General features: G+C 70.3%; 23 protein-coding genes. 4 read left to right on the top strand and 19 right to left on the bottom strand.

Annotated elements, in window-relative coordinates; all coding sequences use genetic code 11:
- Positions 1–62: 62 nt before the first annotated feature.
- A complete protein-coding gene (locus tag OG953_RS29380; protein WP_405688048.1) occupies positions 63–491 on the top strand; it encodes a Fur family transcriptional regulator in 429 nt (142 codons plus the stop codon).
- Positions 492–584: 93 nt separating this feature from the next.
- On the opposite strand, the gene OG953_RS29375 is transcribed toward OG953_RS29380, so the two are convergent.
- The 7 genes from OG953_RS29375 to leuA all read right to left on the bottom strand — a co-directional run bounded on the left by OG953_RS29375 (position 585) and on the right by leuA (position 9,130).
- The gene (locus tag OG953_RS29375; protein ID WP_383971245.1) at positions 585–1,406 is read right to left on the bottom strand and encodes an isoprenyl transferase; all 822 of its coding nucleotides are present in this window, start codon (positions 1,404–1,406) and stop codon (positions 585–587) included.
- Positions 1,407–1,441: 35 nt separating this feature from the next.
- Positions 1,442–2,188, bottom strand: coding sequence for a DNA repair protein RecO (gene recO / locus OG953_RS29370; RefSeq protein WP_093897111.1), 747 nt, complete (start codon positions 2,186–2,188; stop codon positions 1,442–1,444).
- A gap of 57 nt (positions 2,189–2,245) precedes the next feature.
- The gene (locus OG953_RS29365; protein ID WP_405688046.1) at positions 2,246–2,929 is read right to left on the bottom strand and encodes a response regulator; all 684 of its coding nucleotides are present in this window, start codon (positions 2,927–2,929) and stop codon (positions 2,246–2,248) included.
- Positions 2,926–4,170 carry a sensor histidine kinase gene (locus OG953_RS29360; RefSeq protein WP_405688045.1) on the bottom strand — a complete coding sequence of 415 codons (1,245 nt, stop codon included), beginning with the start codon at positions 4,168–4,170 and terminating at the stop codon, positions 2,926–2,928. Before OG953_RS29360 ends, OG953_RS29365 begins: the two co-directional genes overlap by 4 nt.
- A 24-nt stretch (positions 4,171–4,194) precedes the next feature.
- A complete protein-coding gene (locus tag OG953_RS29355; protein WP_405688043.1) occupies positions 4,195–6,297 on the bottom strand; it encodes an MMPL family transporter in 2,103 nt (700 codons plus the stop codon).
- Between the two features lie 161 nt (positions 6,298–6,458).
- Positions 6,459–7,163, bottom strand: a complete 705-nt coding sequence (locus tag OG953_RS29350; RefSeq protein WP_405688042.1) for a TerB family tellurite resistance protein — start codon at positions 7,161–7,163, stop codon at positions 6,459–6,461.
- 179 nt (positions 7,164–7,342) lie between these two features.
- Positions 7,343–9,130 (bottom strand): 2-isopropylmalate synthase, encoded by a 1,788-nt coding sequence (leuA, locus tag OG953_RS29345; RefSeq protein WP_405688040.1) that lies wholly within the window; start codon positions 9,128–9,130, stop codon positions 7,343–7,345.
- A gap of 295 nt (positions 9,131–9,425) precedes the next feature.
- Here leuA and OG953_RS29340 point away from each other — a divergent pair, with 295 nt between their 5' ends.
- On the top strand, positions 9,426–10,502 hold the full coding sequence (locus OG953_RS29340; protein ID WP_405688039.1) for a M4 family metallopeptidase: 1,077 nt from the start codon (positions 9,426–9,428) through the stop codon (positions 10,500–10,502).
- Between the two features lie 36 nt (positions 10,503–10,538).
- Positions 10,539–10,805, top strand: coding sequence for a protealysin inhibitor emfourin (locus OG953_RS29335; protein WP_405688037.1), 267 nt, complete (start codon positions 10,539–10,541; stop codon positions 10,803–10,805).
- 33 nt (positions 10,806–10,838) lie between these two features.
- On the opposite strand, the gene era is transcribed toward OG953_RS29335, so the two are convergent.
- The 9 genes from era to OG953_RS29290 all read right to left on the bottom strand — a co-directional run bounded on the left by era (position 10,839) and on the right by OG953_RS29290 (position 19,362).
- Positions 10,839–11,813: a GTPase Era gene (gene era / locus OG953_RS29330; protein ID WP_405688035.1), complete on the bottom strand. Its 975-nt coding sequence runs from the start codon at positions 11,811–11,813 to the stop codon at positions 10,839–10,841.
- On the bottom strand, positions 11,801–12,820 hold the full coding sequence (locus tag OG953_RS29325) for a WxL protein peptidoglycan domain-containing protein (protein WP_405688034.1): 1,020 nt from the start codon (positions 12,818–12,820) through the stop codon (positions 11,801–11,803). The genes era and OG953_RS29325 overlap by 13 nt, the downstream gene beginning before the upstream one ends.
- A 92-nt stretch (positions 12,821–12,912) precedes the next feature.
- Positions 12,913–14,295 carry a beta-xylosidase gene (locus OG953_RS29320; RefSeq protein ID WP_405688032.1) on the bottom strand — a complete coding sequence of 461 codons (1,383 nt, stop codon included), beginning with the start codon at positions 14,293–14,295 and terminating at the stop codon, positions 12,913–12,915.
- Between the two features lie 216 nt (positions 14,296–14,511).
- A complete protein-coding gene (locus OG953_RS29315; protein ID WP_266361613.1) occupies positions 14,512–14,865 on the bottom strand; it encodes a cytidine deaminase in 354 nt (117 codons plus the stop codon).
- Positions 14,866–14,923: 58 nt separating this feature from the next.
- A complete protein-coding gene (locus OG953_RS29310; protein WP_405688030.1) occupies positions 14,924–15,277 on the bottom strand; it encodes an MmcQ/YjbR family DNA-binding protein in 354 nt (117 codons plus the stop codon).
- On the bottom strand, positions 15,274–16,563 hold the full coding sequence (locus OG953_RS29305) for a hemolysin family protein (RefSeq protein ID WP_405688029.1): 1,290 nt from the start codon (positions 16,561–16,563) through the stop codon (positions 15,274–15,276). Before OG953_RS29305 ends, OG953_RS29310 begins: the two co-directional genes overlap by 4 nt.
- Positions 16,560–17,057 (bottom strand): rRNA maturation RNase YbeY, encoded by a 498-nt coding sequence (gene ybeY, locus OG953_RS29300; RefSeq protein WP_405688027.1) that lies wholly within the window; start codon positions 17,055–17,057, stop codon positions 16,560–16,562. The genes OG953_RS29305 and ybeY overlap by 4 nt, the downstream gene beginning before the upstream one ends.
- A 12-nt stretch (positions 17,058–17,069) precedes the next feature.
- Positions 17,070–18,098 (bottom strand): PhoH family protein, encoded by a 1,029-nt coding sequence (locus OG953_RS29295; protein WP_405688025.1) that lies wholly within the window; start codon positions 18,096–18,098, stop codon positions 17,070–17,072.
- A gap of 139 nt (positions 18,099–18,237) precedes the next feature.
- Positions 18,238–19,362 (bottom strand): carbohydrate kinase family protein, encoded by a 1,125-nt coding sequence (locus tag OG953_RS29290; protein WP_405688023.1) that lies wholly within the window; start codon positions 19,360–19,362, stop codon positions 18,238–18,240.
- A gap of 338 nt (positions 19,363–19,700) precedes the next feature.
- Here OG953_RS29290 and OG953_RS29285 point away from each other — a divergent pair, with 338 nt between their 5' ends.
- On the top strand, positions 19,701–21,059 hold the full coding sequence (locus tag OG953_RS29285) for an MFS transporter (RefSeq protein WP_405688022.1): 1,359 nt from the start codon (positions 19,701–19,703) through the stop codon (positions 21,057–21,059).
- Here the strand turns inward: OG953_RS29285 and OG953_RS29280 are convergent.
- The 3 genes from OG953_RS29280 to OG953_RS29270 are packed head-to-tail and all read right to left on the bottom strand — an operon-like array spanning position 21,023 to position 23,340.
- Positions 21,023–22,015 (bottom strand): adenosine deaminase, encoded by a 993-nt coding sequence (locus OG953_RS29280; RefSeq protein ID WP_405688021.1) that lies wholly within the window; start codon positions 22,013–22,015, stop codon positions 21,023–21,025. The genes OG953_RS29285 and OG953_RS29280 overlap by 37 nt on opposite strands.
- 38 nt (positions 22,016–22,053) lie before the next feature.
- Positions 22,054–22,962 carry a ribonuclease Z gene (locus OG953_RS29275; protein WP_405688019.1) on the bottom strand — a complete coding sequence of 303 codons (909 nt, stop codon included), beginning with the start codon at positions 22,960–22,962 and terminating at the stop codon, positions 22,054–22,056.
- 18 nt (positions 22,963–22,980) lie between these two features.
- Positions 22,981–23,340 carry a histidine triad nucleotide-binding protein gene (locus OG953_RS29270; RefSeq protein WP_393697811.1) on the bottom strand — a complete coding sequence of 120 codons (360 nt, stop codon included), beginning with the start codon at positions 23,338–23,340 and terminating at the stop codon, positions 22,981–22,983.
- Between the last annotated feature and the right edge of the window lie 72 nt (positions 23,341–23,412).

Below are 23,412 nucleotides of genomic sequence, written 5' to 3'. Positions count from 1 at the left end.
TGATGCCCGGACGGGCTGGCACAATGGCCCGACACAGGTACGGGCGACACGAGGAGGCTGCTGTGGCGACAGCGCCGATCAGTGGAACGAACGCGGCCCCGGTACGCGGCCGGTCGACCCGGCAGCGGGCGGCGGTGGCGGCGGCGCTCGACGAGGTGGACGAGTTCCGCAGCGCCCAGGAGCTGCACGATGTGCTCAAGCACCGCGGTGACTCGGTCGGGCTGACCACCGTCTACCGCACGCTTCAGTCCCTTGCCGATGCGGGCGAGGTCGATGTGCTGCGCACCACGGACGGCGAGTCCGTGTACCGGCGCTGCTCGACCGGCGACCACCACCACCATCTGGTGTGCCGGATGTGCGGCAAGGCCGTGGAGGTCGAGGGGCCCGCGGTGGAGCAGTGGGCGGAGACGATCGCCGCACAGCACGGGTATGTGAACGTGGCCCACACGGTGGAGATCTTCGGGACGTGCGCGGAGTGCGCGAAGGGATGACGGCCCGGGGGCGGCGCCCCCGGACCCCCCTTCCTCAGAGCCTGTCGGGTGACCTCTGATCGGGCGGACGATCGGAGGTCACCCGACAGGCTCTCAGCCCTTCGGCTCCTGGGCCGCCTCCACCGCGCCGCCGAAGCGCCGGTCCCGCTGGGCGAACTCCAGGCATGCCCGCCACAGGTCGCGGCGGTCGAAGTCCGGCCAGAGCACGTCCTGGAAGACCATCTCGGCGTATGCGCTCTGCCAGATCAGGTAGTTGGACGTGCGCTGCTCGCCGCTGGGGCGGACGAAGAGGTCGACGTCCGGCATGTCCGGGTAGTAGATGTACTTCGCGAACGTCTTCTCGTTGACCTTGGACGGGTCCAGCTTCCCGGCCGCGACGTCCTGCGCGATGCGCTGCGCGGCGTCGGCGATCTCGGCCCGGCCGCCGTAGTTGACGCAGAAGTACAGCGTCATCCTGTCGTTGTCCTTCGTCTGCTCCTGGGCGACCTGGAGCTCCTGGACGACGGACTTCCACAGCTTCGGCATGCGCCCCACCCAGCGGATGCGGATGCCCAGTTCGTCCATCTCGTCGCGGCGGCGGCGGATGACGTCCCGGTTGAAGTTCATCAGGAACTTCACTTCCTCGGGGGACCGCTTCCAGTTCTCGGTGGAGAACGCGTACAGCGAGAGGTTCTTGACGCCCATCTCGATGCAGCCCTTGAGGACGTCCATGACGACGCCCTCGCCGACCTTGTGGCCCTCGGTGCGCGGGAGGCCGCGTTCCTTGGCCCAGCGGCCGTTGCCGTCCATCACGACGGCGACGTGCTTGGGCACCAGCTCGCCGGGGATCTTCGGGGGCGTGGCACCGGAGGGGTGCGGCTCCGGGGTCTTGTAGTCGCGCCGGTTACGGCCGCCGAGAATCCCGCGTACTGCCATGAACTGTCTCGCTCCCTGTGCCTGATCTGCCTGATTCACTTCTCTACGTACCGCAGTGAGCGCAGTCCGCGCTCCAGATGCCAGTGCAGATAGGCGGACACCAGTCCGCTGCCCTCCCTGACATGACGCGCCTCGCACGCGTCCGCCGTCTCCCAGTCGCCGGTGAGCAGCGCGCTCAGCAGGGTGACGGCCTCAGCCGAGGGTACGACGCTGCCGGGTACCCGGCAGTCGCCGCATATGACGCCGCCCGCCGCGACGGAGAAGAACCGGTTCGGTCCGGGCATTCCGCACTTCGCGCAGTCCTCGAAGCTGGGTGCGTAGCCGTTGACGGCGAGCGAACGCAGCAGGAAGGCGTCGAGGACGAGATGCGGCTCGTGTTCGCCGCGGGCGAGGGTACGCAGCCCTCCGACGAGCAGCAGGTACTGCTGAACCGCGGGCTCGCCCTCGTGGTCGGTGAACCGCTCGGCGGTCTCCAGCATCGCGGTGCCCGCGGTGTAGCGGGCGTAATCGGTGACGATGCCGCCGCCGTACGGGGCGATCGTCTCGCTCTGGGTGCAGAGCGGCAGACCACGGCCGATCAGCTCGCTGCCCCGGGCGAAGAACTGCACATCGACGTGGGAGAAAGGTTCCAGCCGTGCCCCGAACTTGGACTTCGTACGCCGCACGCCGCGTGCGACGGCCCGCACCCGGCCGTGGCCGCGGGTCAGGATCGTGATGATCCGGTCGGCCTCGCCCAGCTTCTGCGTGCGCAGCACCACGCCGTCGTCCCGGAACAAGCTCATGCGTCCATTGTCCGGTACGGGAACGGCTCATCGGGCCCGCCCCCGGGCCGGGGCCGCTCACTTTCCGTCCGCCCCACCGGCGGCCGGTACGACCAGCCCCGATTCGTACGCGACGATCACCAGCTGGGCCCGGTCGCGGGCGCCGACCTTGCCCATGATCCGGCTGACATGGGTCTTCGCGGTAAGCGGGCTGAGGCCGAGGGTCTCGGCGATCTCGGCGTTGTTCAGTCCGCGCCCGACGAGGCAGAGCACCTGACGCTCCCGTTCGGAGAGGCGGTCCGGACCGCCCGGTACTCCGGCGGGCGGGGTTCGGGGGCTGCTCAGTACCCTGGCGATGAGCCGGGCGGTCGGCCCGGGCGAGAGCAGGGACTCGCCCGCCGCCACGGTCCTGATGGCGGCCAGGAGCTCGGCGGGCCTGGTGTCCTTGACGAGAAAGCCGGAGGCGCCCGCGCGCAGTGCGTCGACGATGTGTTCATCGGTGTCGTACGTGGTCAGGACCAGCACCTTCACTCCGGCGAGGTGTTCGTCGGCGGCGATGCGGCGGGTCGCCTCGATGCCGTCGAGCTCGGGCATCCGGATGTCCATGACGACGAGGTCGGGCCGGTGCGCGCGGGTCAGCTCGACGGCTTCGAGACCGTTGCCCGCCTGGCCGACGACCTCCATGTCCCGGTCGGATTCGACGAGCATCGCGAAGGCCGCCCGTACCAGGGTCTGGTCGTCGGCGAGCAGTACGCGGATCATGGTGTGGCCTCCACCTCCTGGAACGGCAGCAGCGCCGAGACCTCGAAGCCGCCGCCGGGGCGGGGTCCCGCGTCCAGCGTGCCGCCCGTGCTGCGGGCCCGTTCCCGCATGCCCACAATGCCGAACCCTGGTGCGGAACCGTCCTTCGGGGGTCCTGTGCCGTCGTCGGTGACGGTGACCCGCAGCGCGTTGCCGCCGTCCGGTGCCACGGCGACCCTGACCTGTACACCGGCTCCCGCGTGCCGTACCGCATTGGTCAGCGACTCCTGCACAATGCGGTACGCGGCCGCGCCGGTCGCCGGGGCGAGCCGGCCGGCCGGGGCGCGTACCGCGAGGTCGACGTGTGCCCCGGCCACCTCGGCGGCCCGTACGAGACCGGGCAGCGCCGCCAGATCGGGCAGCGGGCCTTCCGCGTCGTGCCGGCCGTGACTGTCGTGCCGGCCGTCGCGCAACACCTCCAGGGTGGTGCGCAGCTCGGCCCGGGCCTCCCGGCAGGTGTCGGCGATGTCCTCCAGCGATGCGGCGATCGCGCGCCGGTCGAGCCGGTCCGGGTCGACGGTCAGGATGTGCGACGCCACCGAGGTCTGGACGCCGATGAGGGTGATGCTGTGGGCCAGCAGATCGTGCAGATCGCGGGCGATCCGCAGCCGTTCCTCGGCGACCCGCCGCCGGGCCTCCTCCTCACGGGTGCGCTCGGCGCGTTCGGCGCGTTCCAGCACGGAGGCCATGTACTGGCGGTAGACGCGCATGTCGACGCCGCAGAACAGCACGGCGACGATCCAGCCTGAGATGCGCAGCAGTTGCATGCCCTCATGGGTGTTGATGGTGAGCACCACCGTCACCATGACGGACAGGACGCCGACCCCGGTCAGCACCGTGCGCAGCGGACGGCCGGTCACCGCCACGGTGTAGAGGGCGATCCAGGTCTGCGGCATCGGCGCCGTGTGTGCGTTGTCGAGCGCGTGGTACGGGATGAGGAGCGGAATCATGGCGAGCAGAGCGAGCAGCGGGTTGCGCCGCCGCCAGACGATCGGCACGGCGCTCGCGATGAGCAGCACCCAGCCGAGTGCGTCGGGTGACCTGGCGGTGTCGGTGAGAAGGGCCAGTACGGCGCAGAGCGCACCGGCGCCCCCGGCTATGAGGGCGTCGGTGCGCGTCTTGTGCGGTGCTTCCATGGGGTCGCGGTTGACGACGGCCAGGATGCGCTCACGACGGCGCGCGGTTCGGGACACGCTTGCCATCCTCCGGTACGGGTGGGGAATCCGTCAGGCGGTTGTGAGGAGTTCGGGTTCGCGGGGGCCGTCCGGTGCGGCGGGGGTCCGGCTGAGCGCGCCCGGCCACCAGATCTTCCGCTGGAGTGCCACGCTCGCCGAGGTCACCAGATAGGTGCGGACGAGGAAGGTGTCGAGGAGTACGCCGACGGCGATGACGAAGCCCATCTGGACCAGGCTCACCATCGGCATGTTCATCAGGACCGCGAAGGTGGCCGCGAGCACCAGGCCCGCCGAGGCGATCACCCCGCCCGTGGTGCGCAGTGCGGTGAGTGCGGCGGCTGTCGATGCAGTGCCGGAGAGGGTCTCCTCGCGGACCCGGTGCATCAGGAAGATGCCGTAGTCGACGCCGAGTGCCACCAGGAAGACGAAGGACAGCAGCGGCAGCCCGGGGTCGGTGCCCTTCATTCCGAGGAGCGGTTCGAAGACGAGTCCGCCGATGCCGAGCGAGGCGCCCCACACCGCGACGACGGCGGCGACCAGCAGCAGCGGAGCGACGAGGCTGCGCAGCAGTGCGATCAGGATCAGTAGGACGGAGATCAGGACGAGTGGGACGACGATCCTGAGATCCCGGGCGTTGGCCGTCTCCGCGTCCATCTGCTGGGCGCTGGGCCCGCCGACGTGGCTGCCGTCCAGGGAGTCGCGCAGGGCCTCGATGGTCGCCCGCTCCCCCGCGGACTCGGGCCGGTCGGTGGCGACGACGGACAGTTCGGTCCAGCCGCCGCCGCTGCGGCCGCGTTCGACGGCGGCGACGCCCTCGGTGGCACGGGCCTTCGCCAGGGCCGCCCCGGCCCGTTCGGTGGGGGTGATCACGGTGATCGGCTGGGTGGAGCGTCCCGGGTAGGCGGCGGCGAGGGTCTCCATCGCCACGATCGAGTCCGGCTTGCTGGAGAAGGAGTCCTCCTGCTTGAGATCGCCGGGCAGGTTGAACGTACCGAGCGCCAGCGCGCCCAGCAGCACGCCCCCGCAGGCGAGCACGGCCAGCGGCCTGCGCCCGGCCGAGCCGCCCATCGCGGCGAACAGCGAACGACGCTGCTTGGGCAGGCTGCCGTACGCGGGAACGAGCGGCCAGAACACCCGGCGGCCGAGCAGCACCAGGAGCGCCGGCAGCAGCGTCGTCATGGCGAGCAGTGCGCAGAGCACCCCGACGGCGGCGATGGGGCCCATGCCCCGACTGCTGGTGAGGTCGGCGGCGAGGAGGCACAGCAGACCGGCGGCGACGGTGCCGGAGGAGGCGATGACCGCGGGCCCGCAGCCGCGCAGGGCGGCCACCATGGCGTCGTACGGCCGGTCGATGCGGGTCAGTTCCTCCCGGTAGCGGGAGACGAGCAGCAGCGCGTAGTCGGTGCCCGCGCCGAAGACGAGGATGGTCATCACGGCGGAGCTCTGGCCGGTGACGGTGATGTCGAAGCCTCGGTTGAGTCCGTACACGACGGCCATGGACAGGGCGTCGGCGACGCCCGCGACGACGAGCGGCACCAGCCACAGCAGCGGGCTGCGGTAGATGAGGATCAGCAGGATCGCCACCACGGCGACGGTCGTGTAGAGCAGCGGGCCGCCGAGGGACTCGTAGACCTTCTGCGCGTCGGTGTTCAGCGCCCCGGGGCCGCCGACGTCGACGCTCAGTCCGCCGCCGCCCTCGGCGACCGCGCGCACCTCGTCGACGAAGGCGGTCCTGGCGTCGTCGTCCTGTCCCGGCTCGGTGGAGGAGACCGGGAACATCAGGGTCGTGCCGTCCTCGGACGGGACGGGGCTCGGTGTCCTGGTCAGTGCGTGGCCGCGGGCGACCTCGGCGGTCTGCTCGGCGGCCAGGGTCCGGTCGGCGGCGGTCAGTCCGCCGTCGCGGTGGTAGACGAGGACGAGTTCGGTGGCCTCGCCGCCGGGCAGCGCGTCCTGGATCTTCGCCACCTGGGTGGAGTCGGCGCTCGCCGGGAGGTAGTCGACGGCGCGGTTGGTCTGTACACCGCCGAGCTCGGCCGCCAGCGGCCCGGCGAGCGCGATCGCGGCGACCCAAAGGGCAAGGATCGCCCAGGGCAGCACGCGCCGCCGGTTGCGTGGCCGCGACCGCGTGCCACTTGGTTTCACTGCGGCCCTCATGACGGGCCCCCCTCTCCGCCGGGTGTCTGGTTCCTCTCCAGACTCCTGGCGGAAAGCGGACGGTACGTCGCACCCGGGGCCGACTTCGCGGCTACTGCCGCAGTGGGCGAACGGGCCCGATTACTCCCGCGGGAGTACGCGCCCGGTGCAGACGGGGCCGTTCAGGAGGGGGTACGTGCCGCTGCGGCGAGCAGCCGGACCGTGTCCTCGGCGCAGAGCTGCAGCGCCGCGCCGACCGTGGTCAGCACCTCGCGCTCCGACTGCCCGTACGGGCCGTCGGCGAGCGCGATCCTGGCGCCCTGCAGCAGGATCGACTCGCGTCCGGCGGGGGCCAGATGCGGGGCGAGGGGGTCCAGCGCCTCGTGCAGTTCGATGGCGAGGGCCGCTCCGCAGGCCTCGGCCGCCGGGTCGAAGGCGGAGCCGTTGCCGATGTCGGCGGAGAGGACCTCGACGACGGTGGAGAGCTGTTCCTCCGTGCAGTCGTCGAATCCGGCGTCGCGCACGGTGGCGGCCGCGGTCTCCAGAACCGTACGGGAGGTGGTGCCGCCGGCCGCGAGGACGCCGAGCGCGACCGTATGGACGGCGTCCCGGAGCATGGCGGAGAACCGGGTGGTGGTGGGGTGGTCGAGCACATCGGTGCCGAAGTGCGCCCGGCAGGCGGCGCATTCGACGACGGGGCCCGCGGTGCCGCGCCGCAGCATCGGCACGCCGAGCACCGCGAAACGGCGACGGCCGGTGAGCCGGCGGTAGTTGCGGTCACCGCCGCAGCCGGGGCAGAAGAACTCGCCGTCACCGACGGTGTCCCAGATGGTGCGGATGCCGCAGATGCGCAGCTTCTTGGCGCGTTGTCCCAGGGCTGACCGCACGTCGCACACCTCCGTAACGCTCCGGCAGCATTGCCGTGTGGACGTGATGTTAACCACAGTCGTGATGTGGCGTCAGCACCTCGATCGTCACAACCGCCGGATATGGCCGAACCCCGCCCCCCGGATACGGGTGGACGGGGTCTTCGGCCGTGCGACTTCATGCCCTTTCGGGCACCGGGTCAGCGGGTGGCGCGGTTGACGGCGGAGACGACCGCCTTCAGCGAGGCACGCGTGGTGTTGGCATCGATGCCGATGCCCCACAGGACCTTTCCGTCGATCGCGCACTCGATGTACGCGGCGGCCTGGGAGCTGGCGCCCTCGCTCATGGTGTGCTCGGTGTAGTCCAGCAGACGGGCATCGATGCCGATGGCCTGCAGCGCTTCGAAGAACGCGGAGATCGGGCCGTTTCCGGTACCGGTCAGTTCGGTGTCCGCGCCGTCCACCGTCGCCTCGACGGTGATGGTGTCCCGGCCGTCGGAGCCGGTCGTCGTCTGGCCGGAGCGGATCTGTACGCGCCCCCAGGCATTGTCCGGGTTCGGCAGGTACTCGTCCTGGAACGTGGACCAGATCTGCGTCGGCGTGACCTCGCCGCCCTCGGCATCGGTCTTGGCCTGAATGATCCGGGAGAACTCGATCTGCATCCGGCGCGGCAGGTCCAGCTTGTGGTCGTTCTTCAGGACGTAGGCGATTCCGCCCTTGCCGGACTGCGAGTTGACCCGGATCACGGCCTCGTACGAGCGGCCGACGTCCTTCGGGTCGATCGGCAGGTACGGCACCGCCCACTCGATGTCGTCGACCGTCTTGCCCCGGGCGGCCGCGTCGGCCTCCATGGCGTCGAAGCCCTTCTTGATGGCGTCCTGGTGGGAGCCGGAGAAGGCGGTGTAGACCAGGTCGCCCGCGTAGGGGTGGCGCGGGTGGACCTCCATCTGGTTGCAGTACTCGCTGGTGCGGCGGATCTCGTCGATCTGCGAGAAGTCGATCTGCGGGTCGACACCCTGCGAGAACAGGTTCATGCCCAGGGTGACCAGGTCGACGTTGCCGGTGCGCTCGCCCTGGCCGAACAGGCAGCCCTCGATCCGGTCCGCACCGGCCATGATGGCCAGTTCGGCGGCGGCGACGGCGGTGCCGCGGTCGTTGTGCGGGTGGACCGACAGACAGACGAACTCGCGGCGCGACAGGTTGCGCGACATCCACTCGAACCGGTCCGCGTGCGTGGACGGGGTCGAACGCTCCACGGTGGCGGGCAGGTTGAGGATGATCTCGCGGCCCTCCTCCGGCTGCCAGACGTCACAGACCGCCTCGCAGACCTCCAGGGCGAAGTCCAGCTCGGTATCGGTGAAGATCTCGGGGCTGTACTGGTAGCCGAAGATCGTCTCCGGGCCCAGCAGCTTCTCCGCGTACTCCATGACCAGCCGGGTGCCGTCCACGGCGATCTGCTTGATGTCGTCCTTCGAGCCGCGGAAGACGACCCGGCGGAAGGTGGGTGCCGTCGCGTTGTACAGGTGCACGGTCGCGCGGCGGGCGCCGACGATGGATTCGACGGTCCGCTCGATCAGGTCCTCGCGGGCCTGCGTCAGTACGGAGATCGTCACGTCCTCGGGGATCGCGCCCTCTTCGATGATGGAGCGGACGAACGCGAAGTCGGTCTCGCCGGAGGACGGGAAGCCGACCTCGATCTCCTTGTAGCCCATGCGTACGAGCAGATCGAACATCTCGCGCTTGCGGGCCGGCGACATCGGGTCGATCAGCGCCTGATTGCCGTCGCGCAGATCGGTGGACAGCCAGCGGGGCGCGACGGTGATCCGGTTGTCCGGCCAGGTGCGGTCGGGGATCTCGACGGCCTCGTAGCGGCCGTACTTGTGGATCGGCATCCCGGACGGCTTCTGCAGCTGAGTCGCGTTGGTGATCGGCGTGGGCCGGCCGACAGTGGTCTCAGCAGGGGTCCGAGCGGGATTTGCGGCGGTCATGGCGTACGGCTCCTCGGGGGTCCAACCAATGGGACGGCCGACTGTGTCGCTGCAACACCAGACTCCGCGGGGAGGGGGTCGGCCTACGACTACAGGCCCTCGCCGCGGCAGCTAAGAAGAAGCAGCCCGAAACGCATGATGCGACGAGAGTAGCCGAGAGGCGCCTGATGCGTCCGTCCCGTATCAGTATGCGGGACCGGACGCCGGAAACGCCCAAGCGTGATCGATCACTCCATTTCGTCAATCCTGGTCGCAACCAGTGACATCACAGTTACCCGGTGCCACAGTCGGCTCCATGCAGCCTCAGTCTCAGCACGGGTTCCACCCCGTCTTCTGCACCATCGTGCCGCCCCATGTCCTCGACAAGCTGTCGCAGTCCGACAACCCCGATCTCGCGGGCCCCGCCCGCCGCACCCTGGAGAGCGACGCCGCCCGCCGCACCCGCCGCCAGATGGCAACGGTCGTCACCGTGCCTGTCGCCCCCGCGACCGAGGGGGAGGCGTCCGACAAGCCCGACCGGACGCTGTACGACTGCCGTCACCGCACCCAGCTGCCCGGCACCGAGGTCCGCGCCGAGGGCCAGGAGCCGACGAAGGACGCAAGCGTCAACCGCGCGTACGCGGGACTCGGCGCCACTTTCGAACTGTTGCTCAAGGCGTACGACCGCCGTTCGATCGACGGCAACGGGCTGCCGCTGATCGGCTCCGTGCACTACGACGAGAAGTACAACAACGCCTTCTTCGACGGCGAGCAGATGGTCTTCGGCGACGGGGACGGGGAGATCTTCCTGGACTTCACCGTCGCCATCGATGTGATCGCCCATGAGCTGGCGCACGGCCTGACCCAGTACACCGCCAATCTGAGCTACTACGGCCAGTCCGGCGCACTCAACGAATCGGTGTCCGACGTCTTCGGCTCCCTGGTCAAGCAGTACTCGCTGGGCCAGAGCGCCGACCAGGCCGACTGGCTGATCGGCGCCGGGCTGCTGGCGCCCCGGGTCCAGGGCGACGCCCTGCGCTCGATGAAGGCACCGGGAACCGCGTACGACGACGATGTACTCGGCAAGGACCCGCAGCCCTCGTCGATGGAGGACTACGTCCACACCAGCGAGGACAACGGCGGAGTGCACCTCAACTCGGGCATCCCGAACCGCGCGTTCTATCTGCTGGCGACGGCACTCGGCGGCAATGCGTGGGAGCGGGCCGGGCAGCTCTGGTTCGATGTGCTCACAGGTGGTCAACTGGCCGTGGACGCGGACTTCGCGTCCTTCGCCCGGCTGACGGTGGCCGCGGCCCGCAGCCGCTTCGGGGAGGGCGACGAGGCGGAGGCGGTCCTGAAGGCATGGTCGGAGGTGGGCGTCCCGACCGCGTAGAACAGTTCCGGCCCGTCCGGCGATGGAGGACACCGCATGCGGATTCAGGTCAGCAGGACCGGCGGCTTCGCCGGCATCGCACGCCACCGCGAGGTCGACACCACCGGACGGGCCGACGCCTCGGAGTGGGAGGCCCTGGCCGAATCGGCGCTCGCCGCGGGCCACCACACTCCGCCCCAGGGTGTACCGGACGGCTTCCACTACCGGATCACGGTCGGCGACCGGACGGTCCACTGCGCGGACCCGAGACTTACCGAAGCCCAGCGCGCACTGGTCTCACGCGTCCTGAAGGAGGGCGCGTGAGACGGGCGTACCGCTGAATCCACCGGGCGGCGGTCAGAACCCCAGCTTCCGCAGCTGCTTCGGATCGCGCTGCCAGTCCTTGGCGACCTTCACATGAAGGTCCAGGAAGACCGGCGTGCCGAGCAGTGCCTCGATGTGCTTGCGCGACTTCGTGCCGACGTCCTTCAGCCGCTTGCCCTTCGGGCCGATGATGATGCCCTTCTGGCTGGGGCGCTCGATGTAGACGTTGGCGTGGATGTCGAGCAGCGGCTTGTCCGCCGGGCGATCCTCGCGCGGCAGCATCTCCTCGACGACGACCGCGATGGAGTGCGGCAACTCGTCCCGTACGCCTTCGAGCGCGGCCTCGCGGATCAGCTCCGCGACCATGACCATCTCGGGCTCGTCGGTGAGGTCGCCCTCCGGGTAGAGCGGCGGGCTCTCCGGGAGCAGCGGGGCGATCAGATCGGCCAGCAGGTCGACTTGCTTGTCCTTGACCGCGGAGACCGGGACGATCTCCGCCCACTCGAAGCCGAGCTCCTCACCGAGGCGGGAGACTGCGAGCAGCTGTTCGGCGAGCTGCTTGGAGTCGACCAGGTCGGTCTTGGTGATGACGGCGATCTTCGGGGTCTTCTTGATGCCCGCGAGTTCCTTGACGATGTACTTGTCGCCGGGGCCGAGCTTCTGGTCGGCGGGCAGGCAGAAGCCGATGACGTCGACCTCGGCCCAGGTGGTCCGTACGACGTCGTTGAGACGCTCGCCCAGCAGCGTGCGCGGCTTGTGGAGGCCGGGGGTGTCGACGAGGATCAGCTGCGCGTCCTCGCGGTGCACGATGCCGCGCACGGTGTGCCGGGTGGTCTGGGGCCGGTTGGAGGTGATCGCCACCTTCTGGCCGACCAGAGCGTTCGTGAGGGTGGACTTGCCCGCGTTGGGGCGGCCCACGAAGCAGGCGAAACCGGCCCGGTGGGGGGCGTTGTTCGCAGCCTGCTGTGCAGCGGCTTCTGTGTCAGGTCGAACGCTCATGGCGCCCATTGTCCCCGATCCTGGCGGCCCCGCCGTACCAAGGGCCGCGGCGGGGCCTGTCGCGCGTCGTCCCAGGCCCTGCGGGTACGGCTCCGGCGGGCCCGAATCCACATCCCCGTACCCCCGCCGACGATCATCAGCAGGACCCCGGCCACCAGCCAGGGCAGTGCGAAGTAGGAGACGGCGGCGGATTCGCGGGTGCCGCGGGCGCTCGCGGTCAGTTCGATCTCGCCCCATTCCAGCTGGGGCGCGTCGGCCCACTGTTCGGTCAGCCTGACCTGCTGGCGGGGCAGCAGTTCGGAAGGGATCTTCTTGAGATCCCGGGCGAGCAGGGTGCGGCCGAAGAGGCCCTCGGCCTTGAGAGCGACCTTGGGGCTGAGGGTGACATTGCCCCGGTTGTGGAGCGTGTACGAGATGACGGCCCGGCTGCTGCCGGTTCCCGGGACCAGCGGCTGGGTGTGCTCGACCTCGATGTCGTCGACGGAGAGCGCGGGCATGGTCGGTCCGTTGATCCGCAGATAGATCCGGGCGCCCACCGCTTTCTGGATGCCGACGGCGACGGCTCCCGCGTCGGCGGGGTCGATGCGTTCGTCGAGGGCGACGAGTGCGCCGGGGTGGTCGCCCGGCTCGGCGTCCTTCGGGACGGTGATGGTGACCGGGACGGTGACCGAGCCGTGCGGGCGCACGGTGACCCGTTCGCGGTCGGTCCTCGCCCAGGCGCCGACCGAGCGCTGTTTCTCGTTCTGGGCGCGGACGGCGAATCCGCCGTCGCGTGCGGTGTTGTAGGCGTCGGCCGCGTACAGCCGGAAGGTCTGCGGCCGGTCCGTCTTGTTGGTGACGGTGACCTTGTCGTCGAGCGTGGCGCCGGGGTCGGCGGAGAGGTAGAAGTACGGGCGCTGACCGTCCTGTGTGGTGGCCGGGTAGACCGACCAGCTGCCGTTGTCCGCGGCGTGGACCGCAGGGGCTCCGATCAGCATGAGGGCGCCGGCCACGAGGAGTACGTACAGCTTGCGCACGGTGCAAGGCCTCCGGGTCGGTCGGTTGGTCTCGGTTCGGAGCGGTCCGGGCGGGTGCGCGCCCGGTCCACCGGTTGATCGGGGCTGCTCGGTCACGTGAGGGTGAGGGTGAGCACGCCGGAGTACGCGCCGGGGGCGGTGTACGCCGGTACGTTCAGCGCGAGCCGGGCGTCGACGGTGAACTCGCCGCCGGTGAAGTTCCCGTTCGGCGTGGACGCCAGCGTGGCGCCCGCGCTGCCGACCGGTCCCTCGGAACCGGCCGCACAGGTGCTGGGACTGCCGGCCTTGGTCGCGCAGACCGGGGTCCAGCCGAGTGCGGATGCGCCGATCGTCGCGCCGCCGGGACCCTTGAAGTCGGTGACCTTTCCGGTCAGGGACCAGCCGGCGGGTCCGCCGCGGTAGTCCTCGACCGTCACCGTCTGCAGGGAGCCGCGGGAGGCGGCACCCCTCCCGAAGTCGACCGCCGACATCTCGACGGTGTCCCCGGCCTGGACCATGGACAGCGTGCCCGCCTTGACGGACGAGTTGAGCCGCTGGCTGCCGTCCGGGATCTCGCCGCCGCCACCGGTGACGGTGTAGGCCTGCGGGCCCGCACCCTTGGCCGCGTCCCAACTGCCGCCCTCGTAGGCGACGATGCCGGTGGTCGCCGGATCGTTGACGGTGAGTCGGCCGCTGAAGCCGCCGGAGCCGTCCGCCTTGACGGTGGCCGTGTCGGCGGTCCGGGTGTTACCGGCCCGGCCCGCGAGCGTGATGTCCGCACCCGCGGTGAACTTCGACCCGGTCACGGTGACCGCGTCACCCGCCTTGCCGGATGCGGTCCCGAGCTGGATGGCACGCTCGTTGACCTGACCGCCGCCGTCCGTCGCAATGATCGTCTCGGAGACGGGAGCGGGCGGGTTCGTCACCGTGCAGGGGGTGTCCAGCTCCATGATGTAGCTGGTGTGGATGTTGTAGTCGCCGGGCGACAGCGTGATCTGACCGGGTGCGGTGACCGTGAAGGTGCCGGTCATCGAGAACGACGGGAAGTCGCCCTTGCCGGGTACGGGGTCGTTCTTCTTCGGGCCCGCGACGGTGACGCTCGCGGACTGCGCACCGCCGACGGTGACCTTGCCGGTCGGCGTCATGATGTCGGCGGGCAGCGCCAGATCGACCGGGTTGCCCGCGGCCGGTTTGACGACGGTGTACGTGACCGTGACCGTGTCGCCCACCTCCGGAGCGGCGTTGTCGACGGTGATCTCGGCCTTCGTGGGCCCGTCGATCGGCGGGATGCCCGCGATGGCCGGCGGAATGCAGTGGGTCGGGAAGTCCACCGGTACGGAGGCCGTCGCCATGGCTTGCGCCGGGCCTGCGAGTCCCCCTCCCCCGGCGATGACGAGCGCGCCAACACCCAGCGTGGCGGCCCAGCGGCGGCCGCGCGCGGGACGTTTTCGGAAATCGGATCTTCGCAGGCTGATTCTTCGAACGGTCGGACGCATGGAGCCCCCTCCTGCCGGATGCGGCGCAGCGGTTCTTCTGCGCCGACAGGGGGCCCATTGACGACTCCGGCCGAAAAGAAGTCAATGGAAGCGAAATGCATCGACTGATGGACCATCAGATGCTGTCAAGATCCTCATTCCCCTCACATGGTGTGCGAACGCCCCGCGCCGGTGGGGTGCGGGGCGTTCGTACACGGTGTGCGGATTCTGTCGGCGTCAGCCCGCCGTCACGCTGACCCGCAGCGTGCCGTCGGGTCCGGCGAGCAGTACCGGTGTGTCCGGGCCGCCCAGGTCTCGTACCGCGGCTCGGTCCGCGTCCGACGGGGTCTGCGCCTCGGAGACGACCGCGGCCGCCTCCAGCGAGGTGGCGCCGCTGGCCACGGCCATCGCCACGGCGGTCTGCAGAGCGCTGAGCTTCAGCGACTCCAGCTGCACGGTGCCCGCGACGTACGTACGTCCGGTCTCGTCCCGTACGGCCGCGCCCTCCGGGACACCGTTGCGGGCGCGGGCGCTGCGCGCCAGCGTGACGATCTTGCGGTCCTCGGGGCCGAGGTCGGTGCTCTCAGTCATGTGCCGAGCATACGAACCGGGGGGCTTGTTCCCCGCCCCGCCCCACCCCCGCGGGGACCTACGCCCGGTCCAGCCGCAGCCGTTCCGCCTTCGGCAGCCCCGCCACCACCAGGTCGTAGGAGTCCTCGATCAGCTCACGGAGCACCCGGTCCGGCACCCCGGGCACCGTCACCGTGTTCCAGTGCCGCTTGTTCATGTGCCAGCCCGGCACCACCGCGTCGTACTCCTCCCGCAGCCGCACCGCCTCGTCCGGATCGCACTTGAGGTTCACCGTCAGCGGTCGCGCATCCAGCGCGGTGAGCGCGAACATCTTGCCGAGCACCTTGAAGACGGACGCCTCCGGCCCGAACGGGAACTCCTCGACGCTCGCGTTGAACTCCAGGCAGAACGCCCTCAGCTGCTGCGGAGTCACCCCGCGTCCACCCCTTCCGGCTCCACGGGCTCCACCAGCACCGTGACGATCTTGTTCCGGCGGCCGGCCGGGGACTCCGCGGTCAGCCGCAACCGGCGGCCGTCCGGCAGGTCGACGACCGACGACGCCCCGGCGATCGGCACCCGGCCCAGCGCCTTCGCGAGCAGTCCGCCGACCGTTTCCACATCCTCGTCGTCGTACTCGTCGAGGCCGAACAGCTCTCCGAGGTCGCCGATGTCGAGGCGTGCGGTCACCCGGAAGCAGCCGTTCTCCAGCTCCTGGACGGGCGGGAGTTCGCGGTCGTACTCGTCGGTGATCTCGCCGACGATCTCTTCGAGGATGTCCTCGATGGTGACGATGCCCGCCGTGCCGCCGTACTCGTCGATCACGACGGCGACATGGCTGCGGTCCTGCTGCATCTCGCGCAGCAGATCGCCGGCGTTCTTCGTGTCGGGCACGAACGCCGCCGGCCGCATCGCCGTGGAGACCGGATCGGCCTCCGACTCGCGGTTGATGTGCGTCTTGCGGACCAGGTCCTTGAGGTACACGATGCCGACGATGTCGTCCTCGTTCTCCCCGGTGACGGGGATCCGCGAGAAACCGGAGCGCAGCGCCAGGGTCAGCGCCTGCCGGATCGTCTTGTAGCGCTCGATGCAGACCAGGTCGGTCCGCGGCACCATGACCTCGCGTACGAGCGTGTCACCGAGCTCGAAGACCGAGTGCACCATGCGGCGCTCCTCGTCCTCGATCAGCGACTCCTGCTCGGCGAGGTCGACCATCGCCCGCAGTTCGGCCTCGCTGGCGAACGGTCCCTTGCGGAACCCCTTGCCCGGCGTCAGCGCGTTACCGATGAGGATCAGCAGCTGCGGGATGGGGCCCATGACCCTGGCCAGCGGCAGCAGGACGTACGCCGCTGCCGTGGCCGTGTTCAGCGGGTGCTGACGGCCGATGGTGCGCGGCGACACACCGATGGCGACATAGGAGACGAGAACCATCACGGCCATGGCGACGGCCAGTGCCTCCCAGGTCTCCGGGAACTCCTTCAGACAGACGTACGTGACAAGCACACCGGCCGACATCTCGCAGGCGACCCGCACCAGCAGGGCGACATTGAGGTAACGGGTCGGATCCGCCGCGACCTGTTCCAGCTTCTGGCTGCCGCGCCGACCGGAACGGACCGCCTCGGCGGCCCGGAAGCTGGACGTACGGGCGATGCCCGCCTCCGCACAGGCCGCCAGCCAGCCGACGACCAGCAGGACGGCGCCCAGGACGAGGGGAACGCTCACGACACGGTGGGCGCGGGCGACGGGCCGGTCAGGCCCTGCTCGGCGCGCCAGCCGTCGACGATCGCGGCCTGGAGACCGAACATCTCGACCTTCTCGTCCGGCTCCTCGTGGTCGTACCCGAGGAGATGCAGCACTCCGTGGACGGTGAGGAGCTGGAGCTCCTCGTCCATGGAGTGCTGCGTCTGAGAGTCCTCGCCCTGCTTCTTGGCGACCTCCGGGCAGAGCACGATGTCACCGAGGAGCCCCTGCGGGGGCTCCTCGTCGTCCTTGGACGGCGGACGGAGTTCGTCCATCGGGAAGGACATGACATCCGTGGGCCCCGGCAGGTCCATCCACTGTATGTGGAGCTGCTCCATGGCGTCGGTGTCCACCACGATCACCGAGAGTTCGGAGAGCGGGTGGATCCGCATCCGCGCGAGCGCGTAGCGGGCGATGTCGAGGATCGCCTGCTCGTCGACCTCGGTTCCGGACTCGTTGTTGACGTCGATCGACATGGTGCGCTGCGACTACTTCCTGTTGTGGCTGTCTCGGCTGTCGTACTTTTCGTACGCGTCGACGATACGGCCGACCAGCTTGTGCCGGACGACATCCTGGGAGGTGAGCCGGGAGAAGTGCACGTCCTCGACGCCGTCCAGGATGTCCTGGACCTGACGCAGACCGCTCCTGGTCCCGTTCGGCAGGTCGACCTGGGTGACGTCACCGGTGACGACGATCTTCGAGTCGAAGCCGAGCCGCGTCAGGAACATCTTCATCTGCTCGGCGCTGGTGTTCTGCGCCTCGTCGAGAATGATGAACGCGTCATTGAGCGTGCGGCCGCGCATGTACGCCAGGGGCGCCACCTCGATGGTGCCCGCCGCCATCAGCCGCGGGATCGAGTCGGGGTCGAGCATGTCGTGGAGCGCGTCGTAGAGCGGTCGCAGATATGGGTCGATCTTCTCGTAGAGCGTGCCCGGCAGGAAGCCGAGCCGCTCGCCCGCCTCGACGGCGGGACGGGTCAGGATGATCCGATTGACCTGCTTGGACTGCAGGGCCTGGACCGCCTTCGCCATGGCGAGATAGGTCTTGCCGGTGCCCGCGGGGCCGATGCCGAAGACCACCGTGTGTTTGTCGATGGCGTCGACGTACCGCTTCTGGTTGAGCGTCTTGGGGCGGATCGTGCGACCGCGGCTGGAGAGGATGTTCTGGGTGAGCACCTCGGCCGGTGTCTCCGGGCCGTCCCCCTTTCCGCTCTCACTCGCCCTGAGCATGGCGATCGAGCGTTCCACTGCGTCCTCCGTCATCGGCTGACCGGTGCGGAGCACCAGCATCATCTCGTCGAACAGGCGCTGGATCAGGGCGACTTCCGTCGCGTCTCCGGCGGCGCTGACCTCGTTTCCCCGGACATGGATGTCGGCCGCCGGGAAGGCCGTCTCGATCACGCGCAGCAGGGCGTCACCTGAGCCCAGAACGGTCACCATCGGATGCTTGGCCGGAACGGTGAACTGGGCTCGTGCCTGCCCCGGCGCGGGGGTCTGGGCTGTGGGTGTCTGAGTCATGGGCCGGCTCTGTGGCCTGCACATACCTCCCGTTGCAAGGTTCTCGCCGATCGACAACCTCTGGATTACCAAGCGTACGACTCCGCACTGACAACACCGAGGGCTTTTTCGCACAGGCTGCGAACAGATGTGCCCGGGGTTACGCCGGGCGGCGGAAGCCGATCGTCGGGACGGCCCGGCGCAGCGGCCACGGCCTGGCGGCGGCGGGCAGCAGTTCCTCCAGGAACGCGTATCGCTGGAGCGCCGCCGGGTCCTGGTCGGCGAAGGTGCGGACCTGCTGCCACCAGGCGGCGATCTCCTCCCAGTCCGGCGCCGACAGCGACCCGCCGAACTCCTGCACCGAGAGCGCCGCGGTGAGTCCGGCGAAGGCCAGCCGGTCGGCCAGCGGCCAGTTGGCCAGGGTGCCGGTGACGAATCCGGCGACGAAGACATCGCCCGCCCCGGTCGGGTCCAGCGCCTCGACCTCGATCGCGGGTACCTCGGCGCTCGCCCCGGTCGCCGCGTCCACCGCGTACGCGCCCTCCGCGCCCAGGGTGACCACGGCGAGCGGTACCCGCTCGGCCAGGGCGTGGGCGGCGGCTCGCGGGCAGTCGGTGCGGGTGTAACGCATCGCCTCCTCGGCGTTGGGCAGGAAGGCCTGGCAGTGCTCCAGGTCGACGAGGGCGTCCAGGTCCCAGCGGCCGGTCTCGTCCCAGCCGACGTCGGCGAAGATCCGGGCGCCGTTCCTGGCCGCCTTGGCGACCCAGGGCTCGCTGCGGCCGGGGACGAGCGAGGCAATGGCGGCCCGGGCACGGGGCGGGCAGCTCGGGAACGCGGGCTCCTCGGCGGGGATCGCGACGCCGGGGGTGCCCGCGGGGCCCGGGGCCTCGTGGCCGTGCGAGACCATCGTCCGCTCGCCCTCGTACGCCATCGAGACGGTCACCGGCGAGTGCCAGCCGGGGACGGTGTGCGACATCGACAGGTCGATGCCCTCGCCCTGCTCCAGGGCGTCCCAGCAGTACTCCCCGTAGTGGTCGTCGCCGAACGCCGCGGCCAGCGAGGTGTGCAGCCCCAGCCGGGCCAGCGCGGTGGCCATGTTGGCGACCCCGCCGGGGCTGGAACCCATGCCGCGCGCCCAGGACTCGGTGCCGCGCACCGGGGCGCTGTCCAGGCCGGTGAAGATGATGTCGAGGAAGACCGTGCCGGTGAGGAAGACGTCGCAGTCCGGGTCCTGCGGGGCGCGCAGCCCGTCCAGTGGGTCGACGCCTGGAATGTCTGTGCTCACCTTGCACTCCCCGGTCGTGGCAGATCTGGCCAGTGTGCCCGATTCACCCCCGTAACCGGAGGGTCCGCGCCGCCGCTTCCGGAGGGTCGGCGACGACCCCGCGCATACAGACGCTGACCTGCATAAACGGTGGCGGCTACCCGGACGGCCGGAGGGTAAACGCACATGTGGCCCAGATCATATAGAGGCGCCTTTCGGCCAGCCTGAAGCAGTTGATACAAATTGGCCCGCGAGCCCCGTCGGCAACAGTCGCCGCCGTGTGCCCCGTCTCCCCCGTATTTCCCGCATTGCCCTCCCCTGCCCTCTCCGCCTCCTTCGGCATGTCTTCAGGAACGCCCATGTCCTCGCGCCCTCGCGCCGCGTGGCCCCTGGTCGCCGTGTTCACCGCCGGTTACCTCGCCGCCTATCTGCTCCCCACCATCGTCGGGCGGCTCTCCGTCTATCTGGGCCTCAGTACGGCCCAGGCCGGTCTGGTGGGCAGCGCCCTGCTGCTGAGCTCAGCCACCGCGGGGTTCACGCTGGCGGGCCGGGTCGAGACGTACGGACCGCGAAGGGCGGCCCGGACCGGACTGGTGCTGGCCATGGTGGGGTACGGCTGCGCAGCGCTGGCGGGCTCGGTGCCGCTGGTGGTCACGGGCGCGATGATCGGCGGCTTCGGCTCCGGTACGGCGACCGCGGTGGCCGCTGCGGGCATCGCCGCCCAGCGCGATCCGCACCGGACCTCGTCGCTCGGTCTGCTCAGCGTCTCCGCGACGGCGGGCGCCCTCTATCTGACGATCCCGCACCTCGGCGGCGGCCACCGGCTGCCGTTCGCCTCGATCGCCCTGGCCGCCCTGTTCGTCTGGCCCGCCACCGCGCGGCTCGGCGGTGCCGCGCCCAGCGGCCCCGCCGCCCCCGTCGCCGGCCGGCTGCCGCACCGCCGTTCCGGTCTGGTGCTGGCGGGCGGAATGCTCGTCTGGTCCATGGCGCAGAACGCGCTGTGGGGCGTCAGCGGCCGGATCGGTGTGGTCCAGGTCGGGCTCTCCGAGGTCACCGTCGGTGCGGTGTTCGCCGCCGCGCTCGGTGCGGGCCTGCTCGGGGTGATGGGCGCCGGGGTGCTGGGCGCCAGGCTCGGCCGGGCGGTGCCGATCGGTCTGGGCACCGTGATCATCGCGCTGAGCATCGTGCTCAGCTCGTCGGCCGGGAACCTCGGTTCGTTCGCGACCGGCGAGATCCTGTGGAACACCGTCTACCCGGTGGTCCTGTCGTATCTGATCGGCCTGGCCGCCTCCCTGGACGTACGCGGCCGCTGGGCGGTGCTCGCGGGCTCCGCCTCATCCGTCGGAGTGGCCTGCGGACCGGTCCTCGGCAGCGTGCTGTCCGAGCAGGCCGGCTACCCGGCCATGGGCCTGATCCTGGGCGCCGTCACGCTCCTGGTCGCGGCCCCGGTCACGGCTGTCGCCCTGCACACCGGTGGCCGTCCGCTGGTGCCGGGATCGGTGCGCCGCAGGGGTGGCGCACCGGCCGCGCTGCTCGCCGTCACCACCGGAGCGGTGCCCGGTGCCGTGCCCAAGCTGGGCGCGCCCGAGCAGGCCGTCACGGAGATCAGCCTGCCCGCGCTGCGTCGCAGGCGCCCGGTCAGGAACGCGTTCCGGACGGCCGGCCCGTCGGGTTCGGTCGGTCAGTCGAACTCGTACGCCTCGACCTCGGCCAGATAGCGCGCCCTGCGCTCCTCGTCGTGGTCGAGGAAAGCCGCCTCGAAGGAGTTGCGTGCCAGCGTACGCAACTGCTCGTGGTCCAGGCCGAGCGCCTCGTGGACGGCATGGAAGGTGTCCCCGACGTATCCGCCGAAATAGGCGGGGTCGTCGGAGTTCACCGTGCAGAGCAGTCCGGCGGCCATCATGGCCCGCAGCGGGTGCCCCTCCAGCGTGTCGATGGCGCGCAGCCGCACGTTGGACAGCGGGCAGAGGGTGAGCGGCACCCGGTCGGCGGCCAGCCGCTTCACCAGGTCCGCGTCCTCCATGCAGCGCAGCCCGTGGTCGATGCGCTCGACCCCGAGGACGTCCAGGGCCTCCCGGATGTACTCGGGCGGGCCCTCCTCGCCGGCGTGGGCGACCTTGCGCAGCCCGAGCGCCCCGGCCGCCTCGTACACCTCACGGAACTTGACGGGCGGGTGCCCGACCTCCGCCGAGTCGAGGCCGACCGCGCTGATCCGGTGCAGATACGGCTTCGCGGCCTCCAGGGTCTCCAGCGCCGACTCGGCGGACTGGTCGCGCAGGAAGCACATGATCAGCTGGGTGGAGATGCCGTGCTTCTCCTCGCTGCGGTCCAGCGCCCGGCCGAGCCCGTCGACGACGGTGCCGATCGGGACGCCGCGGGCGGTGTGTGCCTGCGGGTCGAAGAAGATCTCCGCGTGCCGGACGCCCTGGGCGGCGGCGCGGGTGAGATACGCGTCGGCGAGTTCCTCGAAGTCCTCCTCGGTCCGGAGGACCGCCATCAGGGCGTAGTACAGATCGAGGAAGGTCTGCAGATCGTCGAAGAGATAGGCGGTGCGGAGCTCTTCGGTGTTCGCGTACGGCAGCTGCACGCCGTTGCGTTCGGCGAGCGCGAAGGCCAGCTCCGGTTCGAGGGTTCCTTCGATGTGGAGGTGGAGTTCGGCTTTGGGAAGGTGCACGGGTTTTTCACGCTCACAAATGGTGGTTCTGATGTGTTTCAGAGGTGCCGGGTGGGTACGGGGACCCGGCCGAGGTCCCGGGCGACGGTCAGTTCGCCCTCGAACCCTGCGGCGCGGGCCTGGGCCTCGAAGACGGCCGGGTCGTCGTACCGCTGCGAGAAGTGCGTCAGCACGAGGTGCCGTACGCCCGCGTCCCGGGCCACCCGGGCCGCCTGGCCGGCGGTCAGATGGCCGTGGTCGGTGGCGAGTCGTTCGTCCTCGTCGAGGAAGGTCGACTCGATGACCAGCAGGTCGCAACCCTCGGCAAGCACGTGCACGCCGTCGCAGATCCTTGTGTCCATGATGAACGCGAACCGCTGCCCGCGCCTGCGCTCGGAGACGTCGTCGAGCGTGACACCGCCGAGGGAGCCCTCTCGCTGGATCCGGCCGACGTCCGGCCCCTTGATGCCGTGCTCGGCGAGCTTCGCGGGCAGCATGCGGCGCCCGTCGGGCTCGACGAGCCGGTAGCCGTACGACTCGACGGGGTGCGAGAGCCGGTGGCTGCTGAGCGTGTACGCGTCCGTGGCCGCGAGCACCCCGTCGGCGGCGACCGGGGCCTCGGTCAGCTCGACGGACTCGCGGTAGGCGGTCGCGTACCGCAGCCGCTCGAAGAAGTGCTGTCCGCTCGCCGGGTAGTGCGCGGTGACCGGGTGCGGGACCTGGTCGAGGTTGATCCGCTGGATCACCCCGGCCAGGCCGAGCGAGTGGTCGCCGTGGAAGTGTGTGACGCAGATCCGGTTGATGTCGTGCGCGGCGACGCCGGCCCGCAGCATCTGGCGCTGAGTGCCCTCCCCCGGGTCGAAGAGGATGCCCTCGCCGTCCCACCGGAGCAGATAGCCGTTGTGATTGCGGTGCCTGGTCGGGACCTGGCTGGCGGTGCCGAGGACCACGAGTTCGCGTACGGACACGGTGTGCGATCGACCGTTCTAGCCGGGGGGCCACTGCAGTCCGCGGCCGCCCAGGACGTGGGCGTGCGCGTGGAAGACGGTCTGGCCGGCGCCGGAGCCGGTGTTGAAGACGACCCGATAGCCGCTGTCCACGATCTTCTCGTCGGCGGCGATGTGTCCGGCCTCACGCAGTATGTCGGCGGCGATCCCCGGCTCGGCGGCGGCGAGAGCGGCGGCGTCCGGGTGGTGGACGCGGGGGATGATGAGTACGTGGGTGGGGGCCTGCGGGTTGATGTCCCGGAAGGCGACGGTGGTTTCGGTCTCCCGGACGATGGTTGCCGGGATGTCACCCGAGACGATCTTGCAGAACAGGCAGTCGGGCTGCGGTTCTCCCGCCATGGGGTCGGCTCCTCGGTCGGTGGTGATCGTTGTACGGCATGGTATCGGGACGCCTGCGGCGGGCTCGTTCCC

It is taken from the genome of Streptomyces sp. NBC_00057 (assembly GCF_045041165.1).
GTDB lineage: Bacteria > Actinomycetota > Actinomycetes > Streptomycetales > Streptomycetaceae > Streptomyces.
Note: the sequence above shows the minus strand (reverse complement) of the source record. Positions and strands in the feature narration are given on the sequence as shown.